A 23642-nucleotide genomic window follows, 5' to 3' on the forward strand; every position below is an offset into this window, starting at 1 on the left:
GGCCAGAGCCTCGGCGGCCACGGGCGGCACGATCGGTGCCGGTGCCTGGGCCGGGTAGGCGGGCGGCGCGTGCCTACCGCCGCGCATCAGGTCGATGAAGACGTCTTCCAGCGTCGGTCCGCGCTGCACGAGCGTGCTCAGCGCGATGCCTGCGTCGGCGGCCACTGCGCCGACCGTGCCGGCGTCGCCGCCGCGGACGGTCAGGCCCGATCGCAGCACCTCGATGTCGAATCCGGCTGCGGAGAGCGCAGCGCTGAGCGCATCGCGGTCGGCGGCGTCGACGATGACGGAGCCGCCCTTCGGGTCGGCCAGGGTCTCGATGCCACTGGCCAGGACCAGCTCGCCCTTCGACAGCACGAGCACGTTGTCGGCGACCTGCTCCACCTCGCTGAGGACGTGCGACGACACGAGCACCGTGCGCCCTTCGTCCGCGAGGCGGCGCATCAGCAGACGCATCCAGCGGATGCCTTCCGGGTCCAGCCCGTTGGCCGGCTCGTCGAAGACGAGGGCGCCCGGGTCGCCGAGAAGCGCGTGCGCGACGCTGAGCCGCTGGCGCATGCCGAGCGAGAAACCGCCGATCCGCGAGTCGCCCTCGCCGTCGAGCCCGACCAGCGAGAGGACCTCGCCCACGCGCGCCAGCGGCACGCCGTTCGCCTTCGCGGCGATCGTCAACTGTCGCTCGGCGGTGCGGCGCGGGCGGTAGGCGGTCTCTTCCAGCACGGCGCCGATCGTGCGCAGCGGCTGGCGGAGTTCGCCGTAGGCCGTGCCGCCGATCGTCGCGGTTCCGGAGGTGGCGCGCACCTGACCGAGCAGGATGCGCAGCGTGGTGGTCTTGCCGGCTCCGTTGGGGCCGAGGAAGGCGGTGACGGCACCCGGCTCGACGCGCGCGGAGAAGTCCGAGACGGCGGTCACCTCATTGAAGCGCTTCGTCACGTGCGTGAACTCCAGCACCTGTCCTTCGGGCATCGTGACCTCTCGTCGCGTGGAACAGTTCCTCCCTATCCTGCCGGAAAAGCCTGTCGGATCCCGCATTTCGCGCGGAATACCGCCCTTCGGGAAAGGTAGCCTGGCACGCGTGACCGATTCTCAGGCTGCCTCCCGTGTCCTCGTCCGTACCGAAGGGGCGCTCGGGCGGCTCACCCTCAACCGTCCGGAGGCGATCAACGCCCTCGACGCGGAGATGATCGGGATCCTCGCCGAGACCCTCACCGCATGGCGCGACGACACCGATGTGCAGATCGTGCTGATCGACGGCGCGGGGGAGCGCGGCATGTGCGCCGGCGGCGACGTGCGCGCGCTGCACGGGCAGATCGTGGCGGGGCAGGCCGAACGGACCGCGGAGTTCTTCCGCGCCGAGTACGCCCTGAACGCGATGATCGCCGAATACCCGAAGCCGGTCGTCGCCTTCGCGGACGGCATCACCATGGGCGGCGGCATCGGGCTCGCCGGCCACGCCGCCATCCGCATCGTCACCGAGCGATCGAAGCTCGCGATGCCCGAGACCCGCATCGGCTTCACGCCCGATGTGGGCGGCACCTGGCTTCTCGGACGGGCGCCGGGGCGTTTCGGCGAGTACTTCGGACTCACCGGATCGACGATGAACGGCGCGGATGCCGTGTATCTCGGCTTCGCCGACCACTTCGTGCCCTCGGACCGCCTGGAGGCGCTGAGCGAAGCGCTCGCCTTCCGCGCGGACCCGACCGGGCCCAGCGAGATCGTGCTGCTCTTCGACGAGACGCCCGAGCCCACGCAGCTTCCGGCATCGCGGGAGTGGATCGACGAGGCCTTCTCCGCACCGACCGTGACCGAGATCGTCGATCGACTGCGCGCGCAGGAGCACACGGATGCCGCCGCCACGGCCGAACTCCTGGAGGGGCTCGCGCCGACCGGGCTCACCGTGACCCTCGACGCAGTGCGCGAGGCGAGGGAGATGCCGGGTCTGCGCGCGGCGCTCGAGGGTGAGTACCGACGGGTGCTGTGGTTCGTGAACGAGCATCCTGACCTCGTCGAGGGCATCAGGGCACAGCTGGTCGACAAGGACCGCAACCCGAAGTGGGATCCGCCGACACTGGCGGAGCTCGCCCCGGATGCCGGTGCCCCCGCACGGGACTACGTGCCGCAGCCCGCCCTGTTCTGAGGTCGCGTCGCGGGATCCGGGCCTACGCGCGCTCGTCGGCCACGGACGGATCCGGGGTGCGCGTCTGCCAGATCGTCCGGAGCACGTCGACCACGTCATCCGGATCGGCCTCGACGGATGCGGCCTCCTCGACCAGTTCGCGGATGCGCCGGATGACGGATGCCGGAAGCACACCCGCCGTCTCCGCCACCCGTGTGCCCGCTGCGGTGCGCGAGATCACGAGCCCCTCGCCCTCGAGCATCTTGTATGCGCGTGCGGCCGTGCCGGGAGCCACGCCCAGATCGCTCGCGGTCTGACGCACCGTCGGCAGCCGTTCGCCGGCGCCGAGCTGTCCCGACACGATCAGCCCGCGCAGTTGTCGGTAGATGTCGAGAGCCGGATTCGCCTCATCGGCCGGCGACAGCTTCGGGCTCGGGCTCACTGTGCGGCCCTCGATTCGGCGGCCTGCTCGGCGGGGGCGGCGGGACCTGTGCCGTGCGCCAGCTGTGCGGTCACGAGGAACAGGAGCACGAACGCGGTGATCTCGAGCGCCGGAGCCACCCAACCGCCGATGGCGGCGAGCTCGCCGTATCGCCAGAACACGTCGTAGGAGTCGCTGCCGCTGTCGCCCTGGATGGTGAGCCCGGCGACAGATCCCGCCTCGGCGATGAACCGGAGTGCGCCCGCCAGAGCGAGCAGGGCCGCGGATGCCGCGAGCCGGCTGATCCCGCTCGCGATGTCGCGGCGCTCCCGCTGCTCGGCGACGACCGCCTCCGGACGGAGGAACGCGCGGGCAGAGTTGGCCTGCAGTGCCGCCACGACGACGGCGATGAGGGCGGCGGTGCAGATCAGGACGGGGATGCCGTAGGCCCATCCGTAGAACCAGGGCCGGATCGGGTCGATGGTCTCGTTGGGGACGTCGATCTCGAGGTAGACGTACGGGCCGCCGTTGAGGTTCGACGACGCGAGCCCGGCGAGCAGCGTGGTCGTCGCGAGGGCGAGAAGGGCGAGGGCGGTGCCCACCGACCCCACGCGGGAGCTGAAGGTCAGCCAGGTCCGGCGCGCGGAGACGACGGGTCGCTCGGGAGGGGTGCTGCCTCGTGTCGCGATCATCGCCAGCAGGATGGCCACGCCGACGGATGCCGTGAAGACGGGTGTCGCGTATCGCCACCAGCCGACGACGCAGTTGAGGCTCACGCCGAACATCCCCAGGACGTACCCCGTGATCAGGTTCTCGGCGATGAAGATCACGATCACGACGATCGCCGCGATGCCGAGGACGCGGTGCTCCGGCGTATAGCGGGCGGACATCGCGGTGGATGCCGAGGGCGTGAGCCGGACGCGACCGCGTCGTCGCGCAGCCCCTCGGGGCGAGACGGCGATCCCCACCGCGATGATCGCCGCGAGGATCAGGGAGACCAGCGGCAACGACAGGAGGCCGCCGAGCGGCTGGATCGGGTCGAGCAGGGATGCGATGCGCGGAAGCATGGGAGGTCCGTTCTCGGTTGTGTCATATGTCTATCACAAGTTGTGTCAACGAGTAAACACAAGGGATGCTCCGTCCGGGTCGTTCGTTTTTTCGCCCGCGTGCAGAAACGGAATGATCCCCGGGTGGAGGGGTTCGCTGTCAGCGAAGGTCAGCCTCGAGGGGGATACGAATGTCCACGGTTCGTGGCACTCTGTCTTGTGGCCGGTTGTCGGTCGGCATCCGTCTGCCGAGAAACCCGCCGTTTCATCCTTCCTAGAAAGTCCGCCTGTGCTGGGAAAAATCCTCTTCCGCTATCTCTCTCGATACCGGTGGCTGCTGCTCGGCGTGCTGGTGTTCCAGCTCGCCAGCGCCGCGGCGACCCTCTACCTCCCGCGCCTCAACGCCGACATCATCGACAAGGGCGTCGCCCAGGGTGACACCGCCTACATCTGGGGCACGGGTCTGTTCATGCTCGCGGTGTCGCTGGGGCAGATCATCGCCTCGGTCACGGCGACCTTCTTCGCCGCGCGCGCCGCGATGGGCGCCGGCCGCGACATCCGCGCCGACGTCTTCGGCAAGGTCAGCGGCTTCTCCGAGCGCGAGGTGTCGCAGTTCGGCGCCGGCTCGCTCATCACGCGAAACACCAACGACGTGCAGCAGGTGCAGATGCTCGCGATGATGGGCGCCACCATGCTCGTCACCGCCCCGCTGCTCGCGATCGGCGGCATCTTCTTCGCCATCCAGACCAACGTCGGCCTCAGCTGGCTGATCGCCGTCTCGGTGCCCGCGTTGCTGATCCTGGCCGCGCTCGTGATCGGGCGCATGGTGCCGCTATTCCGCAGCTACCAGGGCAAGCTCGACAACGTCAACCGCATCATGCGCGAGCAGCTCACCGGTGTGCGCGTCGTGCGCGCCTTCGTGCGCGAGCGCATCGAGGAAGAGCGCTTCCGCGGAGCCAACACCGACATCATGGTGGTCGGACGCAAGGTCGGCTCGCTCTTCGTGCTGCTGTTCCCGCTGTTCATGCTCATCCTGAACGTGACCGTGGTCTCGGTCATCTGGTTCGGCGGCATCGAGGTCAACAACGGCACGGTGCAGGTCGGCACCCTGTTCGCCTTCATGCAGTACATCGGCCAGATCATGGGCGGCGTCATCATGGCGAGCTTCATGGCGATGATGATCCCGCGCGCCGCGGTCTCGGCCGAGCGCATCGGCGAGGTGCTCGACTCGGAGTCCACGCTGGTCCGCCCCGAGAACGGCGTCACCGAGTTCCCGGTTCCCGGAGCCGTCGCGCTCGACGATGTGGAGTTCACCTACCCCGGTGCCGACTCCCCGGTGCTGCGCGGCATCAGCTTCGCGGCCGAGCCCGGAGAGACGGTCGCGATCGTCGGATCCACCGGTTCCGGCAAGACGACGCTCATCTCGCTCATCCCGCGGCTCTTCGACGTTTCGGGCGGATCCGTGCACGTCGGCGGCACAGATGTGCGCGAGGCCGACGTCGAGTCGCTGTGGGACAGCATCGGCCTCGTGCCGCAGCGTCCGTTCCTCTTCACCGGCACCGTCGCGTCGAACCTGCGCTACGGACGCGAGGAGGCGACCGACGAGGAGCTCTGGCACGCGCTCGACATCGCGCAGGGACGCGACTTCGTCGAGGAGATGCCCGACGGGCTCGACTCGCGCATCGCCCAGGGCGGCACGAACGTCTCCGGCGGTCAGCGTCAGCGTCTCGCGATCGCGCGTGCGATCGTGCACCAGCCGAAGATCCTCGTGTTCGACGACTCGTTCTCGGCGCTCGACCTCACCACGGACGCCCGGCTGCGCCAGGCGCTGTGGCGGGAACTCCCGCACGTGACGAAGATCGTCGTCGCGCAGCGCGTCTCCACGATCACGGACGCCGACCGCATCGTCGTCCTCGACGGCGGCACCATGGTCGGCGTCGGCACGCATGAGCAGCTGCTCGAGACGAACGACACCTACCGGGAGATCGTCGAGTCGCAGCTGGGGGTGGACGCATGAGCGAACTGAACGAAGAACAGGGCAAGGCCAAGCGCGGCCGCGGCCGCGGCAAGGCGACGACGGCCGTGGCCGAGGTCGAGCTGTCGGCCGAAGAGCAGTACGAGGCCGAGCTCGCCGAGCAGGCTCGTCAGAACTCCGGCGACTGGGACAGCGTCGCGCCGGGCAAGGCCGACAACTTCGGTCCGAGCTTCGCGCGCATGATCGGGCTGCTGAAGCCCTCCGCGATCTGGTTCGTCTTCGTGTCGATCCTCGGCGCCATCGGCGTCGTACTCACGGTCGCGGCGCCCAAGGTGCTCGCCGAGGCGACGAACCTCGTCTACAAGGGATTCATCTCCATCCAGCTCGGGCAGCCGAACGGCGACTTCCCCGGTTTCCCCGCGGGCACACCGCAGGACGTCGTGATCGATGCGCTGCGTGGTTCCGGTCAGGATGACTTCGCGAACCAGGTCGGGGCGCTGGGCGACTTCACGGTCGGCCAGGGCGTCGACTTCGAGGCGCTGCGTCTGGTGATCGCCGCGGTGCTCGCGATCTACGTGGCTGCGGCATTCCTCACCTGGATCCAGGGTTACGTCATCAACGTGATCATGGTGCGCACCATGTGGCGCCTGCGCGAGTCCGTCGAGGCGAAGATCAACCGTCTGCCGCTGGCGTACTTCGACAAGGTGCAGCGCGGTGAACTGATCTCGCGCGTCACGAACGACATCGACAACATCACGCAGACGATGCAGCAGTCGCTCTCCGGTGCACTCACCTCGGTGCTCACCGTGATCGGCGTGCTCGTCATGATGTTCTCGATCTCGTGGCAGCTCGCGCTCGTCGCACTCATCACACTGCCTCTCATGGGCGTGATCTTCGGCATCATCGGACCGCGTTCGCAGAAGGCCTTCGGCACGCAGTGGCGCAAGGTCGGGCGACTGAACGCCCGCGTCGAGGAGGCATTCTCCGGCCACGCACTGGTGAAGGTCTTCGGACGCGAGAAGGACGCTCTGGACAAGTTCCAGGTCGAGAACGAAGAGCTGTTCCAGGCGAGCTTCAAGGCGCAGTTCCTCTCCGGCATCATCATGCCGGCGATGATGTTCGTCGGAAACCTCAGCTATGTGGGCATCGCGGTGCTCGGCGGTCTGATGGTCGCGAACGGACAGCTGCGTCTCGGCGACGTGCAGGCGTTCATCCAGTACTCGCAGCAGTTCACGCAGCCGCTGTCCGAGCTGGGTGGCATGGCTGCGGTGGTCCAGTCGGGCACGGCATCCGCCGAGCGGGTGTTCGAGCTGCTCGACGCCGACGAGCAGGAGGCGGACGACGCCGATGCTCCCGAGCTCGTGGAGGGCAAGGGTGTCATCGAGTTCGAGAACGTCGCGTTCTCGTACACGCCCGACCGCCCGCTCATCCGGGACCTGTCGTTCCGGGTGGAGCCGGGGCAGACGGTCGCGATCGTCGGCCCGACGGGTGCCGGCAAGACGACGTTGGTCAACCTGATCATGCGCTTCTACGAGCTCAGCGGCGGACGCATCACGCTCGACGGCCAGGACATCGCCGAGGCGACCCGCGACGAACTGCGCTCACGCACCGGCATGGTGCTGCAGGACCCGTGGCTGTTCGCCGGCAGCATCCGCGAGAACATCCGATACGGTCGCTCCACGGCGACCGACGAAGAGGTTCTCGCCGCCGCCAAGGCGACCTACGTCGACCGCTTCGTGCACGCCCTCCCCGAGGGCTACGACACGGTGCTCGACGAGGATGCCGCGAACGTCTCGGCGGGCGAGCGTCAGCTCATCACGATCGCCAGGGCATTCGTCGCGCAGCCGTCGATCCTCATCCTCGATGAGGCCACGTCGGCGGTCGACACCCGCACCGAGCTGCTGCTGCAGCACGCGATGGCCGCGCTCCGCGAGGGGCGCACGTCGTTCGTGATCGCGCACCGTCTGTCGACCATCCGCGACGCCGACCTCATCCTCGTGATGGAGCACGGCGACATCGTGGAGAAGGGCACGCACGACGAGCTCATCGCCGCGCAGGGCGCCTACTGGCGTCTGTACCAGTCGCAGTTCGAGCAGGCGGCGACCGACATCGACGCCGAAGACGCTCTCACCGGATCGACGCCCGTCGTCGTCACCGGAGAGGCCGGCGACGACGAGAGCGCGAAGGAAGAAGCCGCCGCCGTGGCCGGAGCCTCGGTCGGGGCCCAGGCGCCCGCGGCCGAGGTCGCCGCCGCGCAGGGTCTGCTCGAGGACGGGGCCGACGGCTCCGCCCCTCGCGGCTGATCCGCGTCCGGCGCAGCGACGCTCATAGAACAGCGCCCCATCCCGCACTCGCGGGGTGGGGCGCTGTGCTGTGTGCGCGTTTCTGTGCGCGAGGTGCTGTGTACGCAGCAGGTGAGGAGCCAAAGAACGCCGCCTCCTCAGGCCTGGAGGCGGTGTTCTTTGACTCTTCAGGGCGCGAGAGTCAGCGCGGGTCGGTGGTGATGCCCAGGAGCTCGAGCGGGTGGGTCAGACGCCACCAGGGGCTCGGTCCCTCGACATCTTCGGCCAGGACCAGGGGAACCGTCACACTGTCGAGCGGGCCGGCAGCGGTCATCGTCCCCACCGTGCCGTTCTCGTCGCGCTCGTCCGCGAGGTCGAAGGTCGGGGTGGCTGTGGCGAGGGCACCGTTCCACAGCACCACATCGGCGTCGGAGTCGGTGACGACCTCGACATCCTCGCCCCACTGGGTCGTGACGCGTCCGACGACCGTGCCCGCGGCGACCGCCGGGCCCTGCGCCTGCAGTGCAGCTTCGGTCTCGGCGAACAGCGAGCGGGTCAGGGCGAGCCGCTCATCGTCGCCCGCCTGGTTCAGCGCGGCGGCGTACAACTTCACCGTCGTGTCGCCGACCGTCACATCCTTCGCCGTGAGCAGGTTCCATCCGACCAGCGTGCCGGTCTTGATGCCGACGACGCCCGGATCGGCGAGCATCCCGTTCGTGTTGACGACCGTGCCCGCGCCGGGGAGGTCCACCGACTTCGTGCCCACGATCTCCGCGAACACCGGATTCTGCATCGCCAGCTCGCCCAGTGCGATCAGAGACTCGGGCGTCGAGACGTTGCGTTCGTCGAAGCCCGACGGGGTCACGACCGTGATGCCGGTGAGGTTGCGCTCCCGCAGCCAGGTCTCCGCGGCGGACGCGAACTCCCGGTCGGAGCCCCAGATCTCGGACGCGAGCCGGTCGATGTAGTTGTTCGCCGACCCCAGGAGCGTGCCCTGCAGCAGCTGGTATTCGGTCAGCACACCGTCGACGGGCACATCCAGCGCGGACTGATCACTGCGCCGGTAGTCCCAGTACTCCACGCTGTCGCGGTAGCTGAAGCGGAACTCGGGGCCCTGCTCGCCGAGCGCCAGCGGCATCCGGTCGAGCACCATCAGGCTGCTCACGACCTTGGTGATGCTCGCGATGCTGACGGCACCGGGGTTCGAGGCCACCGTGCTCAACCCGCCGATGCCGACAGCGGCGCTGCCCTCGCCGGGCCAGGTGGGCGCAGCCGCGGCGGCGGGAGTGGTCTCGAATTCGACGGACTGCACCGTCGGACGGACTTCGTGCAGTGGCCACAGCATCGTCGTGCCGGCGTAGGCGGCGACGATCGCGACCAGCGTCGCCAACGGCACCAGGATCCCCGGACGGGCGATCGCCGGTCGCAGGTGGGCCCCGCGCATCAGTCCGCCTGTCTGCTCGGCCTCGGCCGGCTCGTCGAGGGTGGCGAGAGGCGGGTGCGCGGCGACCGTTGCGGCATCGACCCAGGTGAGGGCCGTCGCCCCGGTCGTGTCATCCGCCCACTGCGGTGCGCTCGCGTCGAGGAGAGCATTCGCGTCGTCCGCCGGCTCTTCACCGGTCGTCCGCTCGGACGGGACGAACGGCGGTTTGGTCAGCGGGGGTGTCGTCGGCGTCGTATCGATGGGCTCGACAGGCTCGATGGGCTCGCCGGGCTCTACGAGGCCGGCGGCCTCGACGGGCTCCGCTGCGGGTTCGGAGAGCAGCTCGGGTTCGTGATCGACGCCGCCGCCCGTGGAGCTCGGTGTCGTGAACAGCGCGCCGATCGCCGCGGAGTCGACCGGGATGGCCGCTGACACGGCGGCATCCGGGGGTCGCACATCGCCCGCGAACAGCTGGTCGGCGGCGAACGCGGAGGTGTCGGCGGAGTCTGCAGGGGCAGCATCCACCGCGACCGGCAGGTCGTCGACGGGTCCGGAGGGGACGGCGTCCGGCGAGCTGTCGCCATCGACGACGCCCGTCGCCTCGTCGGCGGGATCTGAAGCGGTCACTCGTTTACGGTACCCAATCCCGGGCGCGTTGCGCGGCGCGCAGCCTCGTCGCCCGCGGGGTGTCGTGAGCCGGTAGGCTCTTCAGCACAACCACGGGAGTCCGGCGAGCCGGGCTGAGAGGGAGCGAATCGCGCTTCGACCGTCGAACCTGATCTGGGTCATGCCAGCGCAGGGAGGAGTTCAGATGATCACGTCCACGTCCACATCGGCGTCCACCAAGGCCCCGGCCACGCCCCCGGCCAGGAGCTTCCTGCGCTGGCGCATCGTCGACATCGTCGTCGCCAGCGTCATCGGTGTCGCCGCCGGCCTGATCTTCCTCGCGTGGAACGTCGGATACCTCGGCCCGAAGGCCCTGCTCGAGCCGCTGCTCCCCGGCGTCCAGGGCCTCCTCGACGGCCCGTGGCTCTTCGCCGGCGTCCTCGGCGGGCTGATCATCCGCAAGGCCGGCGCGGCGATCTACGTCGAGCTGCTCGCGGCGGTCGTCTCGGCCCTCATCGGCAACCAGTGGGGCGGATTCCTCACTCTCGAAGCCGGACTCGTGCAGGGTCTCGGCGCCGAACTGGTCTTCCTCCTCTTCTTCTACCGCCGCTGGTCATTGCCGGTCGCGATCCTCGCGGGTGCCGGTGCAGCCCTCGCCGGCGGGATCAACAACCTCGTGCTCTGGTACGCCGGCTCCGGGCCCGCCTTCACGACGATCTACCTCATCAGCACGGTCATCTCCGGTGCCGTCATCGCGGGGGCGCTGTCGTGGGTGCTGGCGCGAGGCATCGCCGCGACCGGAGCGCTCGACCGGTTCGGCTCCGGGCGCGAGGCACGCGTCCGCGTCTGATGGCGGCGGATCACACCGTCCCCGCCGCCGTCGAGGCGCGCGGCTGGGGGTGGCGCCACGCGAGTCGCCTCGCCTGGGCGCTGAGCGACGTCTCGTTCCGCATCGACCCCGGTGAGCGTGTGCTGGTGCTCGGGGCTTCCGGGGCGGGCAAGTCCACGCTGCTCCATGGTCTCGCGGGCGTGCTCGGCGGCGAGGAGGAAGGCGAGAGCGCGGGCGAACTGCTCGTCGACGGCGCTCCCGCCGTCGCCACCCGGGGGCGCGCCGGTCTCGTGCTGCAGGACCCGGACTCGCAGGTGATCCTGGCGCGAGCCGGCGACGATGTCGCGTTCGGTTGCGAGAACCTCGGCGTGCCACGGGCGCAGATCTGGCCCCGGGTGGAGGCGGCGCTGGATGCCGTCGGCCTCGATGTGCCGCTGGACCACCCGACCAAGGCGCTCTCCGGCGGGCAGAAGCAGCGGCTCGCGCTCGCCGGCATGCTCGCGATGCGTCCGGGGCTCGTGCTGCTCGACGAGCCGACCGCGAACCTCGACCCGGCCGGTGTCGTCGAGGTGCGCGACGCGGTGGAGCGGATGCTGCAGTCGCAGCCGGCGACACTCATCGTCGTCGAGCACCGCCTCGAGGTGTGGCTGCCGCTCATCACACGGGTGATCGTGATCGGCGCCGGGGGAGTGGTGGCAGACGGAGCGCCCGCTGAGGTGCTCGGTGACCAGGGTGCACGACTCGCGGCCGACGGCGTGTGGGTGCCGGGGCACGCCCCCGCCGCCCCGCCGCCCCCGCGCGGGAAACCGGGCGAGACTCTGCTCTCGGCGCGCGGACTCGCCGTCGCCCGCGTCAAGGGACGCCCGGTCGCCACCGGCATCGACCTCGATGTGCACGCCGGCCAGGCGCTGGCGATCACCGGCCCGAACGGCGCCGGCAAGTCCACGCTCGGACTGACCCTCGCAGGGCTCCTGCCGCCTGCTGCGGGTGACCTGACGGCATCCGCCGTGCTCGCCGCCGGGGCGGACCCCTCGCCGATCCGCTGGGCCTCGCGGGATCTGCTGACCCGCATCGGCATGGTGTTCCAGGAGCCCGAGCATCAGCTGCTCGCGAAGACCGTGCGCCACGAGCTGGCCGTCGGACCGCGCGCGCTCGGGATGGACGAAGTCGAGATCGCCGTGCGCAGCGACGAGCTGCTCGCGCGACTGCGCCTGACGCACCTCGCCGCCGCCAACCCGTACACGCTCTCGGGCGGCGAGAAACGTCGCCTCACGGTCGCCGCGGCCATCGCGACCCGGCCGCGGGTGCTCGTGCTCGACGAGCCCACCTTCGGGCAGGACGCCCGCACCTGGGCGGAACTCGTCGCCATGCTCGCGGCGCTCCGCGACGAGGGGTCGGCGATCGTCACGATCACCCACGACCTCGATGTCGCGCGCGCGCTGCACGCCGAGCGGTTCGAACTCGGGGGCGTGTCATGACCCTGCTCGACACGCAGGCGCGCGCCGGAGCCCTCGCCGCCGTCAACCCGGTGGCCAAGCTCGGGGTCAGTGCGCTGATCGCGGTGCCGCTGATCCTGACGCTCGATCCGGTGTCGGCATCCGTCGCGCTCGTGCTGGAGTTCGTGCTGTTCCTGTTCGCCGGAATCGGCTGGCGCGAGTTCTGGGTGCGCACCTGGCCGGTCTGGCTCGCCGCACCCCTGACCGGCCTGACCATCGCGCTCTACGGCGAGACGAGCGGCACCGTCTACGTCGACTGGTTCGTGCTGCGGATCAGCGAGGGATCGCTCGCGCTCGCGCTCGCCACGATGCTGCGGGTGCTCGCGATCGCGCTGCCCTCGGTGGTCCTGTTCATCACGGTCGACCCGACCGACCTCGCCGACGGCCTCGGCCAGATCGTGCGACTTCCTGCCCGGTTCGTGCTCGGGGCGCTCGCCGGGCTGCGGATGGTGGGTCTGTTCCTCGACGACTGGCGCGCGCTCGAGCTCGCCCGCCGAGCGAGGGGCGTGGCCGATCGCGGTCGCATCCGCCGGTTCCTCGGGATGGCGTTCGCGCTGCTCGTGCTGTCGATCCGGCGCGGGGCGAAGCTCGCCACCGCCATGGAGGCGCGGGGATTCGGAGCGCCGGGGCGGCGCACCTGGGCGCGCGAGTCACGGTTCGGCGCGGCCGAGTGGATGCTGCTCGCCGTGGGGGCCGCGATCTCCGGCATCGCGATCGCCGCCGCCGTCGCCACCGGGGCGTGGAACTTCATCCTCGGCCCCGGCACCTGAGCGCGGTGTCAGCGCGGGGTCAGGCGGCGTTCCAGAGCTCGCGGTAGTAGGCGAGGCGCGCGCGGTCGGGCTCGACTCCGTAGGCCTCGATGAGCGCGTCCTCCCAGCCGGGGCCGTAGTTCCACTCGGTGCTCATGGCGGCGACGGCGATGTCGGCCCAGCGGTCGGCCACGCCGAGCAGCGCCAGGTCGACGTGCGCGAGCCACCGGCCGTCGTCGCCGACCAGTGTGTTCGGGCAGCAGGCGTCGCCGTGGCTGACGACGAGGAGGTCGATCTCGGGCGCGGTCCGGAGCTCGTCCGGCACGACGATCCCGCGCCGCTCGGCGTTCTCGATGCGCGATGACACGCTCCAGTCCCAGGGGCAGTCCGCGACGGGAAGGGCGTCGTGCATGGCGCGGAGTGCCTCGCCGACGGCACGAACGGCGACCGCGGGTTCGGCGACCCACCGCGGGTCCACGGCGCTCAGCCCGTCGAGCGCGGCCGTGACCATCCACTCGTGCGTCTCGTCGCCGCCGCTCTCGAGCACGGTCGGCACCGTGATCCACTGCGACGCCCACTGCATCCGCTCCGCCTCGTCGCTCAGGGTGAACTCGAGGTTCCGCGGCCCCCATTTGATGAAGAACGGATCGCCCTGGCCGGTGGCACGGAACGTCAGCCCGCCGTAGTCGTTCCGCCACACGCACTCGAGGTCGGCGCCGCGGGCGAGGAGCCGGACGCGATCGGGCACGACGACGTCGTCGGTGGGGATGGTCATGCTCCCATCCTGCCGCAGGCTTCGGACGGGGGACCGATATCTGCGGGAGGCTTCGGACGACGGGACCGTTCTTCGTGGAGGCGGTGTCGTAGGCTCGCTCTGAACGCGCTTCCTGCGGGCGGGCGCCACCCGTTTCGTGGTGGAACCAGGAACCACGTAGGCTGAGACCGCGTTCCAGCGAAGCGTGTCGCAACGACGTTCGAAGGAGAACCTCAGATGCAGATCAGCGGTCAGGGTGCACTCATCACCGGAGGGGCCTCGGGCCTCGGGCTCGCCACCGCGCGCCGGCTCGTCGCCGCGGGAGCTCACGTCACGATCATCGACCTCCCCTCGTCGAAGGGGGCGGAGATCGCGGACGAGCTCGGCGGACTCTTCGTCGCGGCCGACGTCACGAACGCCGACGAGGTGCAGGCAGCCGTGGCCGCCGCGCAGTCCGCCGCTCCGCTGCGCGTGGTCGTGAACTGCGCCGGCATCGCGCCGCCCGCCAAGGTGCTCGACCGTGAGGGCAATCCCGCGGTGCTCGCCGACTTCGAGCGCGTGATCCGCATCAACCTCGTCGGCACGTTCAACGTCATCTCCCAGGCGTCGGCCGTGATGGCCCGGAACGAGCTGCACGACGAGGAGCGCGGCGTCATCGTCAACACCGCGAGCGTCGCGGCTTTCGATGGTCAGATCGGCCAGCCCGCCTACTCCGCGTCGAAGGGCGGCGTGCACGCGATGACCCTCCCCGTCGCACGCGAACTCGCGCGCCACGGCATCCGGGTGTGCACGATCGCCCCCGGCATCATGGAGACGCCGATGCTGATGGGCCTCCCGCAGGCCGCGCAGGACTCCCTCGGCCAGCAGGTTCCCTTCCCGTCGCGCCTCGGTCGCCCCGATGAGTACGCCGCCCTCGTGCAGCAGATCGTCGAGAACGGCTACCTCAACGGCGAGACCATCCGTCTCGACGGCGCCATCCGCATGGCCCCGAGATGACCGCAGCCCCCACTTCCCGTCGCGATCAGAACCCAGGAGAAACCATGTCCCTTGCCGGAAAGACCATCCTGATGTCGGGCGGCAGCCGCGGAATCGGACTCGCGATCGCGCTGCGGGCGGCCGCCGACGGTGCGAACATCGCGATGCTCGCGAAGACCGACACCCCGCATCCGAAGCTCGAAGGCACCATCCACACCGCCGCCGAGCAGATCCGGGCAGCCGGCGGCAACGCGCTCCCGATCGTCGGCGACGTGCGCGACGACGACGACATCACCGAAGCGGTCATGAAGACGCAGGGCGAGTTCGGCGGCATCGACATCGTCATCAACAACGCCAGCGTCATCGACCTCTCGCGCTCGCTCGACCTGGGCGCCAAGAAGTACGACCTGATGCAGGACGTCAACGTGCGCGGCACCTTCATGCTGTCCCGCGCGGCCGTGCCGATCCTGAAGGATGCCGAGAATCCCCACATCCTCTCCCTCTCGCCGCCCCTGAACCCGAGCCCGAAGTGGCTCGGCGCGCACACGGGGTACACGCTCGCGAAGTTCGGCATGACGCTGGCGACGCTCGGCCTCGCGGCAGAGTTCGCGCGCGACGGGATCGCCGCCAACACGCTGTGGCCCCGCACCACGATCGCGACGGCGGCCGTGCAGAACCTGCTCGGCGGCGACAAGGTCATGGCCGCGAGTCGCACGCCCGAGATCTACGCGGATGCCGCGTACGCCGTGCTGCTCAAGCCCGCCGCGTCGTACACGGGGCAGTCGCTCATCGTGGAAGACGTGCTCGAGGCCGACGGCGTGACCGACTTCTCGGGCTACGCCGCGATCCCCGGCACACCAGACAGCGCGCTGTTCCCGGACATCTTCCTCGACTGAGGGCGCGGCGCGCCGCTCAGATCAGCAGGTAGACCGCGCCGAGGATCGTCAGCACGATCACGATGCGGTCGAACACGCGCTGGTTCATGCGCCGCGCGACCCGCAGGCCGAGCAGGGCGCCGATCACCACGAGCGGGGCGAGCACGGCATCCATCAGCAGCACCGGCGCGTGGAAGAGCCCGAGGCCGGCGAGGAACGGCACCTTGATCACGTTGATGATGGCGAAGAACCACGCCGAGGTGCCGAGGAACACCTGCACGGGCGTGCGGGTGGCCAAGAAGTACATCGACATGACCGGTCCGCCCGCGTTGGCGACCATGGTCGTGAAACCACCGAGCGTGCCGTAGGCGCCCGCGAGCACGATGCCGCCCGACGGCGGGGCCGCCGCGTCGGCCTTGCTCTGCCGCCACCGGCGCCAGAGGGTCACCGCGATCATCAGGAGCAGGATCACGCCGATGGCCCGGCGGACCACTCCGTCGCCGGCGAGTGCGAGGAACGCGAATCCGACGAGGAGTCCGGCGATCACCGCGGGGGCCAGGCGCAGCAGCGTCGGCCAGTGGGCGTGCCGGCGGTAGGCGAAGAGCGCGAACAGGTCGCCCACCATGAGCAGCAGCAGGGTCGCGGCCGTCGAGGTGCGGGCGGGCAGCACCGCGGCGAACAGGGCGATGGCCAGGATGCTGCCGCCGGGCAGTGCCGTCTTCGAGATGCCGATCGTGACCGCGGCCACGGCGAGGGCGGCCCAGGCCCACGGGTCGAGGGCGATCACCGTTCGAGCTCGGCGACGATCGCGCCGTAGCCGCGGCTCCTCGCGAGGTCGACCGGCAGCACACCGTCGCCGTCGGGGATGCCGATGTCCGCCCCGCCGTCGAGGAGCGCGCGCACGACCTCGACGTAGCGGGAGGAGCCGTCGCCGAGCACGATCGCCTCGTGCAGCGCCGTCCAGTTCAGGTTGTTGACGTGGTTCGGGTCGACGCCCGCCTCGAGCAGGATCTCGACCGTCGACAGCAGTCCGCGTTCGGAGGCCGGGATCAGGGCGGTGCCCCCGAAGCGGTTCGTGCTCGTCAGGTCGGCGCCGCTCTCGAGCGTCAGACGCAGGATCTCGTCGTGCCCGCGGGCGCCGGCGTACAGGTAGGCGGAGTCCTGGATGTCGTCCTTCGCGTTCACGTCGGCACCGGCCTCGATGAGCACTCGTGCCGCGTCGACCTGATTTCCCTTGGTCGCCGCGACCAGGGCGGTCATGCCGCCGTCGCCCCGCGCCTCGATCGCAGCTCCCGCATCGAGGGCCGCGCGCACGGCATCCGCATCTCCGCTGGTGGCGGCGACGAGCAGATCCTGAGTGGCGTCGGACATGGAGACCTCCGGTGTCGGTGCGGACGGGGCGGGGTTCGCCGTGCAGGCCGTCGCGGTCAGCAGGACGGCGACGAGTGCACTGAGGATGAGGATCGGTCGCGCACGCATGCGTCTGGTATACCAAACGATGCTGAACGCCGCCGGGTCGATCAGCCGCGGGCGGCGGTGAGTGCTGCCGTGAACCGGGCGGCGCGCTGCTCGATGTCCGCCCAGTCGGATGCCGCGATCGATGCGCCGTTGGCCAGGTCGCCGCCGGCGCCGACCGCGACGGCACCCGCCGCGAACCACGCAGCCAGGTTGTCGGGGCTCACGCCGCCGGTCGGCATGAGCGGGGCGTCGGGGAACGGTCCACGCAGCGCGCCGAGGTACGACGGACCGCCCAGTGACGCCGGGAAGATCTTCACCACGTCGACGCCGAGTTCGAGTGCGCTCATGACCTCGGTGGGCGTCATGGCCCCGGTCATCACGACGCGATCGGTGTCGAGCATCGTGCGGGTCAGGTGGGGGAGCGTGCCGGGGCTGACGAGGAACTCCGCCCCCGCATCCGCGGCTGCTGCTGCCTGCGCGGCGGTCGTCACGGTTCCGGCGCCGATGTACGCGGCGTCACCGTGGCGGGTGATGAGCTCGCGGATCACGGCGGGCGCGTCGGGCGTCGAGAAGGTCACCTCGATACCGGTGACCCCACCGCGGATGATCGCCTCGGACGCCTCCAGGGCCAGCTCGGGGGACGAGGCGCGGAGCACGGCGAGGATGCCGGTGCGGCGGGCGCGGTCGAGACGGTCGGTCATGAGGCTCCTTGCGATCGGGGACGGTTCCATTCTCCCTCGCCGGGGAGACCGCTTCCGCGCGCCGCGGGTGCCGGGCCGTCGCGCTCAGCTGCGGTGCGGTGCCCAGGCGTCGATCAGGAGCTTCGACTCCTTGAGGCCGAGGCCCGTCTGCTCCCGGAGCAGCTTGATCGCGCCGATCCGGGAATCGCGGGCGATGAGCGCATCGATCTCGGATGCCACGGATGCCGGCAGCGAGGCGCGCACGGTCGACGGCGTCAACGCGCTCGGGGTGATGGCGGAGTGCACGGCGGTGGCGTTCGATACGGCGGCGAGCTGCGGCGCGGTCGTGCTGGCCGACCAGTGCTCCACGCGATCCTTCGCCTCTTTCAGGCCCACGCCGGTGTGGTCGCGGTAGAGCTTGATGGCGTGGATCTTGTGCCCCGCTCCGACGAGCCGGTCGATCTCGGCGACGACGTCGGGCGTGAGTCCGGAGGTGGGTGCCGATGCCGAGGAGGCGGGCGCGGAGCGCGGCGTCGCGGCCGTCGGTGTGAAGACCTGCGGCTCCGGCAGCTTCGGCCGCATTCCGCGCAGCGCGACGGCCAGGATCGCGACGACGACGATCAGGCCGACGACGATCCCGATGATCCACAGCGCGTCATCCATGGGGTCAGTCTACGGAGGCGACATCCGCCGCCCCAGGGGCTTGCGGACTACTTGGCGACGAGCGTGGTCTCGAAGCGGTAGAGGTCGGGCCGGTAGCAGTGGTGTCCGAACTCGATCGCCGCGCCGGACTGGTCGAACGAGATGCGCTCCATCGTCAGCAACGGCCCGCCGGCTTCGATCTCCAGCAACTCGGGCTCGTCGGCCTCCGCCCGCCGGGCTCCGATCTTCTGCTTGGCGACGCGGATGGCGACGCCGCGCGCACGCAGCACCTGGTAGAGGCCGCGGGATTCGAGCTGCTCCGACGAGATGTTCGCGAACTCGCCCGGCAGGTAGTTCTCCAGCACGGCGACGGGGACGCCGTCGGTGCTGCGTCGTCGGCGCAGGTGCAGCACCTCGGTGCCGGGGGCGAGTGCCAGCGCGGCCGCGACCTCGTCGGATGCCGCGATGACCTCGTGGGTGAGCACCTGCGTCCCCGGTTCGTGATGGGCGCTCTGCAGGTCTTCGAACAGGCTGGTGAGCTCGACCTGGCGCGTGACGGATCCCTGCACGACCTGGGTGCCGATGCCGCGGCGTCGCACGAGCAGACCCTTGTCGACGAGTTCCTGGATGGCGCGTCGGATGGTGGGTCGCGACAGGCCGAGCTGCTCGGCGATCGAGACCTCGTTCTCGAGGCGGGCGCCGGCGGGGATGGCGCCGGATTGGATCGCGCTCTGGAGGCGCGTCGACACCTGGAAGTAGAGCGGGACGGGTCCCGTGCGGTCGATGTCGGCGAACAGATCGTTCGGCCACGGAGTGACGAGATCGGCCATGGTGCTCCGCTTTCTGTGAGGGAGTCATATTGTAGCGACAATCATACGATCGCCTATGTCGGCTCTTTTTCGGCGGATCCGGGCGGTGAGGCGCGCGGAGACATCGGTTCCGAGAGTGACCTGGCCCGCGAGATGCATAAAGTGCTATTGTTCGGACATGGTGGAGTACTCGTGAGCATCGTGGGGGATCCGCACCTGCTCGTGGAGCTCGGACTCCTCGCCCTGGCATTCGTCCTCTCGCTCGCCGTCGGGGTCGAGAGGTCGCGCAAGCTCAAGAGCGCGGGCCTGCGGACGCACGTCCTGGTGGGGATCGGCTCCGCGATCTTCACGCTGATCTCGGCCTACGGATTCGAGGGAGTGCTCGGCCCGGACGTGGCCGTCGATCCCTCTCGCATCGCGGCGCAGGTGGTCTCCGGCATCGGCTTCCTCGGCGCCGGCGTCATCTTCGTGCGCAACAATGCCGTCTCCGGGCTGACCTCCGCCGCGACCATCTGGGTCGTGGCGGCGATCGGCATGGCGTGCGGGGCCAACATGCCGCTGCTGGCGATCGCCGGCACGGGGCTGCACCTGCTGACGGTCGGACCCCTGTCCCGCGTGCGTGATCGTGTGCGCCCCGAGCCGGAGCGGCTGCGGGTCACGCTGCAGTACGAGTCCGAGCGCGGCGCCATCCGCGAGGTGCTCGCCGCCGCCGAGCGCCGCGGTCTTCCCGCCACCCTCCTCGGTGCCGCGCGGATCCACGGGGACTCCGACATGCGCGCGACGCTCGAGTTCGCGGAGGCTTCCCCCGAGATGAGGTCGGAGCTGATCGACGCGATCGCACGACTCGACGGGGTGCGATCCGTCGTCGTCCAAGGCTTCTCAGACGACGATTGATGCATATGTAATTACCTGCTAACATTTTCACCGGGCCTCGGGTCCGACCGTTCAATGGAGAAAGGAAATCGAGTGATCCGTATCGCGAATGCGCCGGTGAGCTACGGAGTCTTCGAGCTGGCTCGGCCGGATCTCGTCGCTCTCCCCGAAGGGGAGGAGCTCGCGCGCTGGATCAGCGAAGCCGGCTACCAGGGCATCGACCTCGGTCCGGTCGGCCTCCTCGGTCGCGGGGCGGATCTCACGGATCGCCTGCAGAGGTACGGCCTCGAGCTCGCCGGCGGATGGATCGATCTGCCCTTCGCGGGCACCGATGACGAGTTCGAGCGCGCGCTCGCCGACCTCGACGGCATCCTCGACGTCTTCGTCGCCGCCGCCGAGACCGGCCCCGTCCTCGCCCCGCTCCCGACCCTCGCCGACTCCGGCAGTGCCGAGCGCAAGGCGCGCCCCGGTGGTGCTCCCGAGCTCACGCTCCGCGGCGACGACTGGGCCCGGTTCGCCGATCGCGTGAACATCACGACTGCCCGGGTGCGCGACCGCGGCCTCGAGCCCACGTTCCACCACCACGCCTGCACCTACGTGGAGACACCGGAAGAAGTCGACGCGCTGCTCGAGACGACCGATGTCGGACTCACCTTCGACTCCGGTCACCTCCTCATCGGCGGAGGCGACCCGCTGCCCGACTACCGTCGCTGGCGCGACCGCATCAACCACCTGCACCTGAAAGACGCACGCACGCAGATCCTGCGTGAGGCGCTGCAGACCGACGACCCGATGCGGTCGGTGTGGGAGAAGCGCGTCTTCGTGCCTCTGGGCGAAGGCGACCTGGCCGTCACCGAGCTCGTCGACGAGATCATCGACAGCGGATACGACGGGTGGCTGATCGTGGAGCAGGACGTGGTTCCCCGCTCCGCCGCCGAGGTCGAGCAGGCCAAGGCCGAGCAGATCGCCAACCGCGACGCCCTCCGGAAGTGGTTCGCATGAGCATCACCCGCGTCGCCGTCATCGGACTGGGAGCGATCAGCCAGAGCGTCCACCTGCCGCTGCTGCGCCGGAACGCCGAGAGCTTCGAGATCGCCGCGCTCGTCGACCTCTCCGCCGAGCGCACCGCCGACATGGCCGCCCGCTACGGGGTCGCCGACGACCGTCGGTTCTCGTCCGTCGACGCCCTGATCGCCGCGAAGGACGAGGGCGCGCTCGTGATCGACGCCGCCATCCTCGCCACCACGGGCTCTCACGCGGGCGACACGCTGCGCCTCGTGCGCGCCGGCATCCGGGTGCTCGCCGAGAAGCCCCTCGCCTACTCGCTCGGCGAGCTCGACGCGCTCGCCGCCCACGCCGCCGAGACGGGGATCGATCTGCGCGACTGGGTGCGCGTCGGCTACATGAAGGAGTACGACCTCGCATCGCTCCGAGCGAAGGAGCTCCTCGCCGACGTCGACCTGCGCGCGGTGAGCGTGCAGGTAATGCACCCGCTGGACGGTTCCCAGCTCGCGTACGCCCGCCTCGCGGCGCCCACCGGCGACGTCTCCCGCGACACCCTCGCTCCGCTGATCGACGCCACGTCGGCGATCGTCGACTCGGCCGTCGGCTCCGACCTCCCCGTCGACCTGCGCACGCTCTACACGAACGTCGTGCTCGGCTCGATCGTCCACGACGTCGGACTGCTGCGCATGCTCGTCGGGGGTCTGGGCGACGTGGACTTCGCGCAGCACTGGGGGCGGAAGATGCCCGGGTCGGTCCACCTGCGCGGTGCGCTCGCCCGTGACGAGACACCGTGGACGCTCGACTGGCACTACATCGACGCCTACCCCGACTACCAGGAGACCGTCACCTTCCACCACGAGACCGGCTCGATCGAGCTCGTCTTCGGGGTGCCGTATGTGACCAACCTCCCCACGATCCTCCGTGTGACCGAGAACCACCCGGAGCTGGGTATCCGCGTGAGCGAATCGCGCTGGATGCAGCAAGAGGCTTTCGAGAACGAGCTGTTCGCGCTGGCGGCACTGGTCCGCGGCGAGCGCCCCGACGGGGCGAGCGTCGAGGAGTCGATCGCCGATGTGCGCGTCGGGCAGCGGATGATCCGCGCGCTCGCGCTCTCGAAGGGCTTCGCACTCGACCCGAGCGCCGAAGCCGCGCAGTAGTCACCCTCACCCGAGACCGAGCGGCATCCGCTCGGCGATCAGCGACACAGAAAGGTCCAGAAATGGTCACGAATGGAAAGCGCCGCCTTCTTGCGGCGTTCGCCCTCACCACTGTCGGTGCGGTCGTCCTCGCCGGCTGCTCCGGAGGATCAGAGCCGGAGGCCGAGGAGACCGGGCCGGTCACCCTCACCCTCACGACCAACTCCATCACCGGCGGCAAGAACGCCGCCGAGGCGGATTGGATCGCGGACTGGGTCATCCCCGAGTTCGAGAAGGCCATGAAGGCGGAGGACAAGGACGTCACCGTCGAGTTCCAGCCCCAGGGCGTCGACGACGAGGACTACAAGACCAAGATCGCCCTCGACCTGCAGTCGGGCAAGGGCGCCGACATCATCGGCATGGACGGCATCTGGGTCGGCGAGTTCGCCGAGGCCGGGTACATCAAGCCGCTCGCCGACGTCGGCGGAGACGCGGTCGACGACTGGGACGGCTGGGCGCAGATCCCGGATGCCGTGCAGAACGCCCTCTCGTTCGACGGCGACCGCTACGGGGTGCCGCAGGGCGCCGACGGCCGCGTGCTCTACTACAACAAGGATCTCTTCGCGCAGGCGGGGCTCGACGAGGACTGGGCTCCCGAGAGCTGGGACGACATCCTCGACGCGTCGCGCGACCTCAAGAAGCTCGACGGTGTCACCCCGATCCAGCTCAACGCCGGCACGGCGATGGGCGAGGCGACCACCATGCAGGGGCTGCTGCCCATGCTGGTCGGCACCGGCGAGCAGGTCTACGAGGACGGCAAGTGGATCGGCGCGACCGACGGCATGGAGAAGGCGCTCGACCTCTACGAGACCATCTACGTCGACGAGGGCCTCGGCGACCCGGTCCTCCAGCAGGAGGCCTCGGGACGCGACACCTCGTTCCAGCTCTTCGCCGAGGGCAAGATCGGCATCCTGCTCGAGGGCGACTACTTCTGGCGCTCCGTGATCAACCCCGAGGAGGGTGTGGGAACCGCCCCCATGGCCGACCGGGACAGCGCCGTCGGCTACGCCAAGATCCCGGCGGTCGAGCCCGGCGAGGGCATCGACGGTCAGGACTTCGTCTCGATGTCCGGCGGAACCGGTCGTGTGCTCAACCCCAACTCGAAGCACGCCGAACTCGCGTGGGAGCTGCTCGCCTTCATGAACTCTCCCGAGGCGTATGAGGCGCGTGCCGCCGGCACCCTGGCGATCTCGCCCCGCAACGACGTGAACGAGAAGCTGCTCTCCTCCGACCCGATGCTCACCTTCGTCAGCGAAGAGGTGCTGCCGATCACGGCCTACCGTCCGGGACTCGCGGCCTACCCGCAGGTGTCGGTGCTGCTGCAGCAGGCCACGCTCGACGTCGCCACCGGAACCTCGGTCGACGATGCACTGAAGACCTACGTCCGTGGTCTCGAAGGCGTCGTGGGTCCGGACGCGATCTCCGAGTGACC

22 protein-coding genes and 1 riboswitch are annotated in these 23642 nt (G+C 69.9%); of the genes, 12 read left to right on the forward strand and 10 right to left on the reverse strand.

The window, feature by feature from the left end; genetic code table 11:
- Nucleotides 1-966 (reverse strand): ATP-binding cassette domain-containing protein (locus GZ67_RS0106005; RefSeq protein ID WP_029273814.1); only part of this gene is annotated, 966 nt, incomplete at its 3' end.
- Nucleotides 967-1075: 109 nt separating this feature from the next.
- Here GZ67_RS0106005 and GZ67_RS0106010 point away from each other — a divergent pair.
- A complete protein-coding gene (locus tag GZ67_RS0106010) occupies nucleotides 1076-2137 on the forward strand; it encodes an enoyl-CoA hydratase/isomerase family protein (protein WP_029261227.1) in 1062 nt (353 codons plus the stop codon).
- Between the two features lie 22 nt (nucleotides 2138-2159).
- On the opposite strand, the gene GZ67_RS0106015 is transcribed toward GZ67_RS0106010, so the two are convergent.
- On the reverse strand, nucleotides 2160-2558 hold the full coding sequence (locus tag GZ67_RS0106015) for a GntR family transcriptional regulator (RefSeq protein ID WP_029261226.1): 399 nt from the start codon (nucleotides 2556-2558) through the stop codon (nucleotides 2160-2162).
- Complete coding sequence (locus tag GZ67_RS0106020) at nucleotides 2555-3604, reverse strand: hypothetical protein (RefSeq protein ID WP_029261225.1); 1050 nt, start codon at nucleotides 3602-3604, stop codon at nucleotides 2555-2557. The genes GZ67_RS0106015 and GZ67_RS0106020 overlap by 4 nt, the downstream gene beginning before the upstream one ends.
- 268 nt (nucleotides 3605-3872) lie before the next feature.
- Here GZ67_RS0106020 and GZ67_RS0106025 point away from each other — a divergent pair, with 268 nt between their 5' ends.
- Together GZ67_RS0106025 and GZ67_RS0106030 are read left to right on the forward strand one after the other, a co-directional pair.
- Nucleotides 3873-5600 carry an ABC transporter ATP-binding protein gene (locus tag GZ67_RS0106025; protein WP_029261224.1) on the forward strand — a complete coding sequence of 576 codons (1728 nt, stop codon included), beginning with the start codon at nucleotides 3873-3875 and terminating at the stop codon, nucleotides 5598-5600.
- A complete protein-coding gene (locus tag GZ67_RS0106030; RefSeq protein ID WP_029261223.1) occupies nucleotides 5597-7861 on the forward strand; it encodes an ABC transporter ATP-binding protein in 2265 nt (754 codons plus the stop codon). The genes GZ67_RS0106025 and GZ67_RS0106030 overlap by 4 nt, the downstream gene beginning before the upstream one ends.
- A gap of 181 nt (nucleotides 7862-8042) precedes the next feature.
- On the opposite strand, the gene GZ67_RS20085 is transcribed toward GZ67_RS0106030, so the two are convergent.
- Nucleotides 8043-9890 carry a hypothetical protein gene (locus tag GZ67_RS20085; RefSeq protein WP_051662375.1) on the reverse strand — a complete coding sequence of 616 codons (1848 nt, stop codon included), beginning with the start codon at nucleotides 9888-9890 and terminating at the stop codon, nucleotides 8043-8045.
- Between the two features lie 82 nt (nucleotides 9891-9972).
- A riboswitch (TPP riboswitch) is annotated at nucleotides 9973-10084 on the forward strand.
- On the opposite strand from GZ67_RS20085, the gene GZ67_RS0106040 reads away from it, so the two are divergent.
- The 3 genes from GZ67_RS0106040 (at nucleotide 10075) to GZ67_RS0106050 (ending at nucleotide 12964) form a co-directional block, all read left to right on the forward strand.
- Complete coding sequence (locus GZ67_RS0106040) at nucleotides 10075-10719, forward strand: ECF transporter S component (RefSeq protein WP_029261221.1); 645 nt, start codon at nucleotides 10075-10077, stop codon at nucleotides 10717-10719. (Overlaps the previous riboswitch by 10 nt.)
- On the forward strand, nucleotides 10719-12176 hold the full coding sequence (locus GZ67_RS0106045; RefSeq protein ID WP_029261220.1) for an ABC transporter ATP-binding protein: 1458 nt from the start codon (nucleotides 10719-10721) through the stop codon (nucleotides 12174-12176). Before GZ67_RS0106040 ends, GZ67_RS0106045 begins: the two co-directional genes overlap by 1 nt.
- The gene (locus tag GZ67_RS0106050; RefSeq protein ID WP_029261219.1) at nucleotides 12173-12964 is read left to right on the forward strand and encodes an energy-coupling factor transporter transmembrane component T family protein; all 792 of its coding nucleotides are present in this window, start codon (nucleotides 12173-12175) and stop codon (nucleotides 12962-12964) included. Before GZ67_RS0106045 ends, GZ67_RS0106050 begins: the two co-directional genes overlap by 4 nt.
- A 19-nt stretch (nucleotides 12965-12983) precedes the next feature.
- On the opposite strand, the gene GZ67_RS0106055 is transcribed toward GZ67_RS0106050, so the two are convergent.
- Nucleotides 12984-13718: an aminoglycoside 3'-phosphotransferase gene (locus GZ67_RS0106055; protein ID WP_029261218.1), complete on the reverse strand. Its 735-nt coding sequence runs from the start codon at nucleotides 13716-13718 to the stop codon at nucleotides 12984-12986.
- 216 nt (nucleotides 13719-13934) lie between these two features.
- Between GZ67_RS0106055 and GZ67_RS0106060 the strand changes: the two genes are divergently transcribed.
- On the forward strand, nucleotides 13935-14693 hold the full coding sequence (locus GZ67_RS0106060; RefSeq protein ID WP_029261217.1) for an SDR family NAD(P)-dependent oxidoreductase: 759 nt from the start codon (nucleotides 13935-13937) through the stop codon (nucleotides 14691-14693).
- 44 nt (nucleotides 14694-14737) lie between these two features.
- Nucleotides 14738-15568: an SDR family oxidoreductase gene (locus GZ67_RS0106065; RefSeq protein WP_029261216.1), complete on the forward strand. Its 831-nt coding sequence runs from the start codon at nucleotides 14738-14740 to the stop codon at nucleotides 15566-15568.
- Nucleotides 15569-15584: 16 nt separating this feature from the next.
- On the opposite strand, the gene GZ67_RS0106070 is transcribed toward GZ67_RS0106065, so the two are convergent.
- The 5 genes from GZ67_RS0106070 to GZ67_RS0106090 all read right to left on the reverse strand — a co-directional run bounded on the left by GZ67_RS0106070 (nucleotide 15585) and on the right by GZ67_RS0106090 (nucleotide 19157).
- Nucleotides 15585-16334: a sulfite exporter TauE/SafE family protein gene (locus GZ67_RS0106070; RefSeq protein WP_029261215.1), complete on the reverse strand. Its 750-nt coding sequence runs from the start codon at nucleotides 16332-16334 to the stop codon at nucleotides 15585-15587.
- Nucleotides 16331-17026: an ankyrin repeat domain-containing protein gene (locus GZ67_RS0106075; protein WP_029261214.1), complete on the reverse strand. Its 696-nt coding sequence runs from the start codon at nucleotides 17024-17026 to the stop codon at nucleotides 16331-16333. The genes GZ67_RS0106070 and GZ67_RS0106075 overlap by 4 nt, the downstream gene beginning before the upstream one ends.
- A 41-nt stretch (nucleotides 17027-17067) precedes the next feature.
- Entirely contained in the window at nucleotides 17068-17706 is a 639-nt protein-coding gene (locus GZ67_RS0106080) for a bifunctional 4-hydroxy-2-oxoglutarate aldolase/2-dehydro-3-deoxy-phosphogluconate aldolase (protein ID WP_029261213.1), read from the reverse strand.
- Between the two features lie 84 nt (nucleotides 17707-17790).
- The gene (locus GZ67_RS0106085; protein ID WP_029261212.1) at nucleotides 17791-18348 is read right to left on the reverse strand and encodes a ribosomal protein L7/L12; all 558 of its coding nucleotides are present in this window, start codon (nucleotides 18346-18348) and stop codon (nucleotides 17791-17793) included.
- A gap of 47 nt (nucleotides 18349-18395) precedes the next feature.
- Entirely contained in the window at nucleotides 18396-19157 is a 762-nt protein-coding gene (locus GZ67_RS0106090; protein ID WP_029261211.1) for a GntR family transcriptional regulator, read from the reverse strand.
- Nucleotides 19158-19328: 171 nt separating this feature from the next.
- Here GZ67_RS0106090 and GZ67_RS0106095 point away from each other — a divergent pair, with 171 nt between their 5' ends.
- The 4 genes from GZ67_RS0106095 (at nucleotide 19329) to GZ67_RS0106110 (ending at nucleotide 23640) form a co-directional block, all read left to right on the forward strand.
- A complete protein-coding gene (locus tag GZ67_RS0106095) occupies nucleotides 19329-20030 on the forward strand; it encodes an MgtC/SapB family protein (protein WP_051662376.1) in 702 nt (233 codons plus the stop codon).
- A 72-nt stretch (nucleotides 20031-20102) separates the two neighbouring features.
- Entirely contained in the window at nucleotides 20103-21011 is a 909-nt protein-coding gene (locus tag GZ67_RS0106100) for a sugar phosphate isomerase/epimerase family protein (RefSeq protein WP_051662377.1), read from the forward strand.
- Nucleotides 21008-22171: a Gfo/Idh/MocA family protein gene (locus GZ67_RS0106105; protein WP_051662378.1), complete on the forward strand. Its 1164-nt coding sequence runs from the start codon at nucleotides 21008-21010 to the stop codon at nucleotides 22169-22171. The genes GZ67_RS0106100 and GZ67_RS0106105 overlap by 4 nt, the downstream gene beginning before the upstream one ends.
- Nucleotides 22172-22233: 62 nt before the next feature.
- Nucleotides 22234-23640, forward strand: coding sequence for an extracellular solute-binding protein (locus GZ67_RS0106110; protein WP_029261207.1), 1407 nt, complete (start codon nucleotides 22234-22236; stop codon nucleotides 23638-23640).
- Nucleotides 23641-23642 lie beyond the last annotated feature (2 nt).

It is taken from the genome of Microbacterium sp. Cr-K20 (genome assembly GCF_000708325.1).
Lineage (GTDB): Bacteria > Actinomycetota > Actinomycetes > Actinomycetales > Microbacteriaceae > Microbacterium.

What these genes read in the sequence shown, in the direction of transcription:
- GZ67_RS0106090 (WP_029261211.1), bottom strand. Translation starts at nt 19,157, where the DNA reads ATGGCCGATCTCGTCACTCCGTGGCCGAACGATCTGTTCGCCGACATC.
- GZ67_RS0106045 (WP_029261220.1), top strand. Translation starts at nt 10,719, where the DNA reads ATGGCGGCGGATCACACCGTCCCCGCCGCCGTCGAGGCGCGCGGCTGG.
- GZ67_RS0106080 (WP_029261213.1), bottom strand. Translation starts at nt 17,706, where the DNA reads ATGACCGACCGTCTCGACCGCGCCCGCCGCACCGGCATCCTCGCCGTG.
- GZ67_RS0106020 (WP_029261225.1), bottom strand. Translation starts at nt 3,604, where the DNA reads ATGCTTCCGCGCATCGCATCCCTGCTCGACCCGATCCAGCCGCTCGGC.
- GZ67_RS0106040 (WP_029261221.1), top strand. Translation starts at nt 10,075, where the DNA reads ATGATCACGTCCACGTCCACATCGGCGTCCACCAAGGCCCCGGCCACG.
- GZ67_RS0106105 (WP_051662378.1), top strand. Translation starts at nt 21,008, where the DNA reads ATGAGCATCACCCGCGTCGCCGTCATCGGACTGGGAGCGATCAGCCAG.
- GZ67_RS0106030 (WP_029261223.1), top strand. Translation starts at nt 5,597, where the DNA reads ATGAGCGAACTGAACGAAGAACAGGGCAAGGCCAAGCGCGGCCGCGGC.
- GZ67_RS0106085 (WP_029261212.1), bottom strand. Translation starts at nt 18,348, where the DNA reads ATGGATGACGCGCTGTGGATCATCGGGATCGTCGTCGGCCTGATCGTC.
- GZ67_RS0106055 (WP_029261218.1), bottom strand. Translation starts at nt 13,718, where the DNA reads ATGACCATCCCCACCGACGACGTCGTCGTGCCCGATCGCGTCCGGCTC.
- GZ67_RS0106050 (WP_029261219.1), top strand. Translation starts at nt 12,173, where the DNA reads ATGACCCTGCTCGACACGCAGGCGCGCGCCGGAGCCCTCGCCGCCGTC.
- GZ67_RS0106110 (WP_029261207.1), top strand. Translation starts at nt 22,234, where the DNA reads ATGGTCACGAATGGAAAGCGCCGCCTTCTTGCGGCGTTCGCCCTCACC.
- GZ67_RS0106060 (WP_029261217.1), top strand. Translation starts at nt 13,935, where the DNA reads ATGCAGATCAGCGGTCAGGGTGCACTCATCACCGGAGGGGCCTCGGGC.
- GZ67_RS0106075 (WP_029261214.1), bottom strand. Translation starts at nt 17,026, where the DNA reads ATGCGTGCGCGACCGATCCTCATCCTCAGTGCACTCGTCGCCGTCCTG.
- GZ67_RS0106065 (WP_029261216.1), top strand. Translation starts at nt 14,738, where the DNA reads ATGTCCCTTGCCGGAAAGACCATCCTGATGTCGGGCGGCAGCCGCGGA.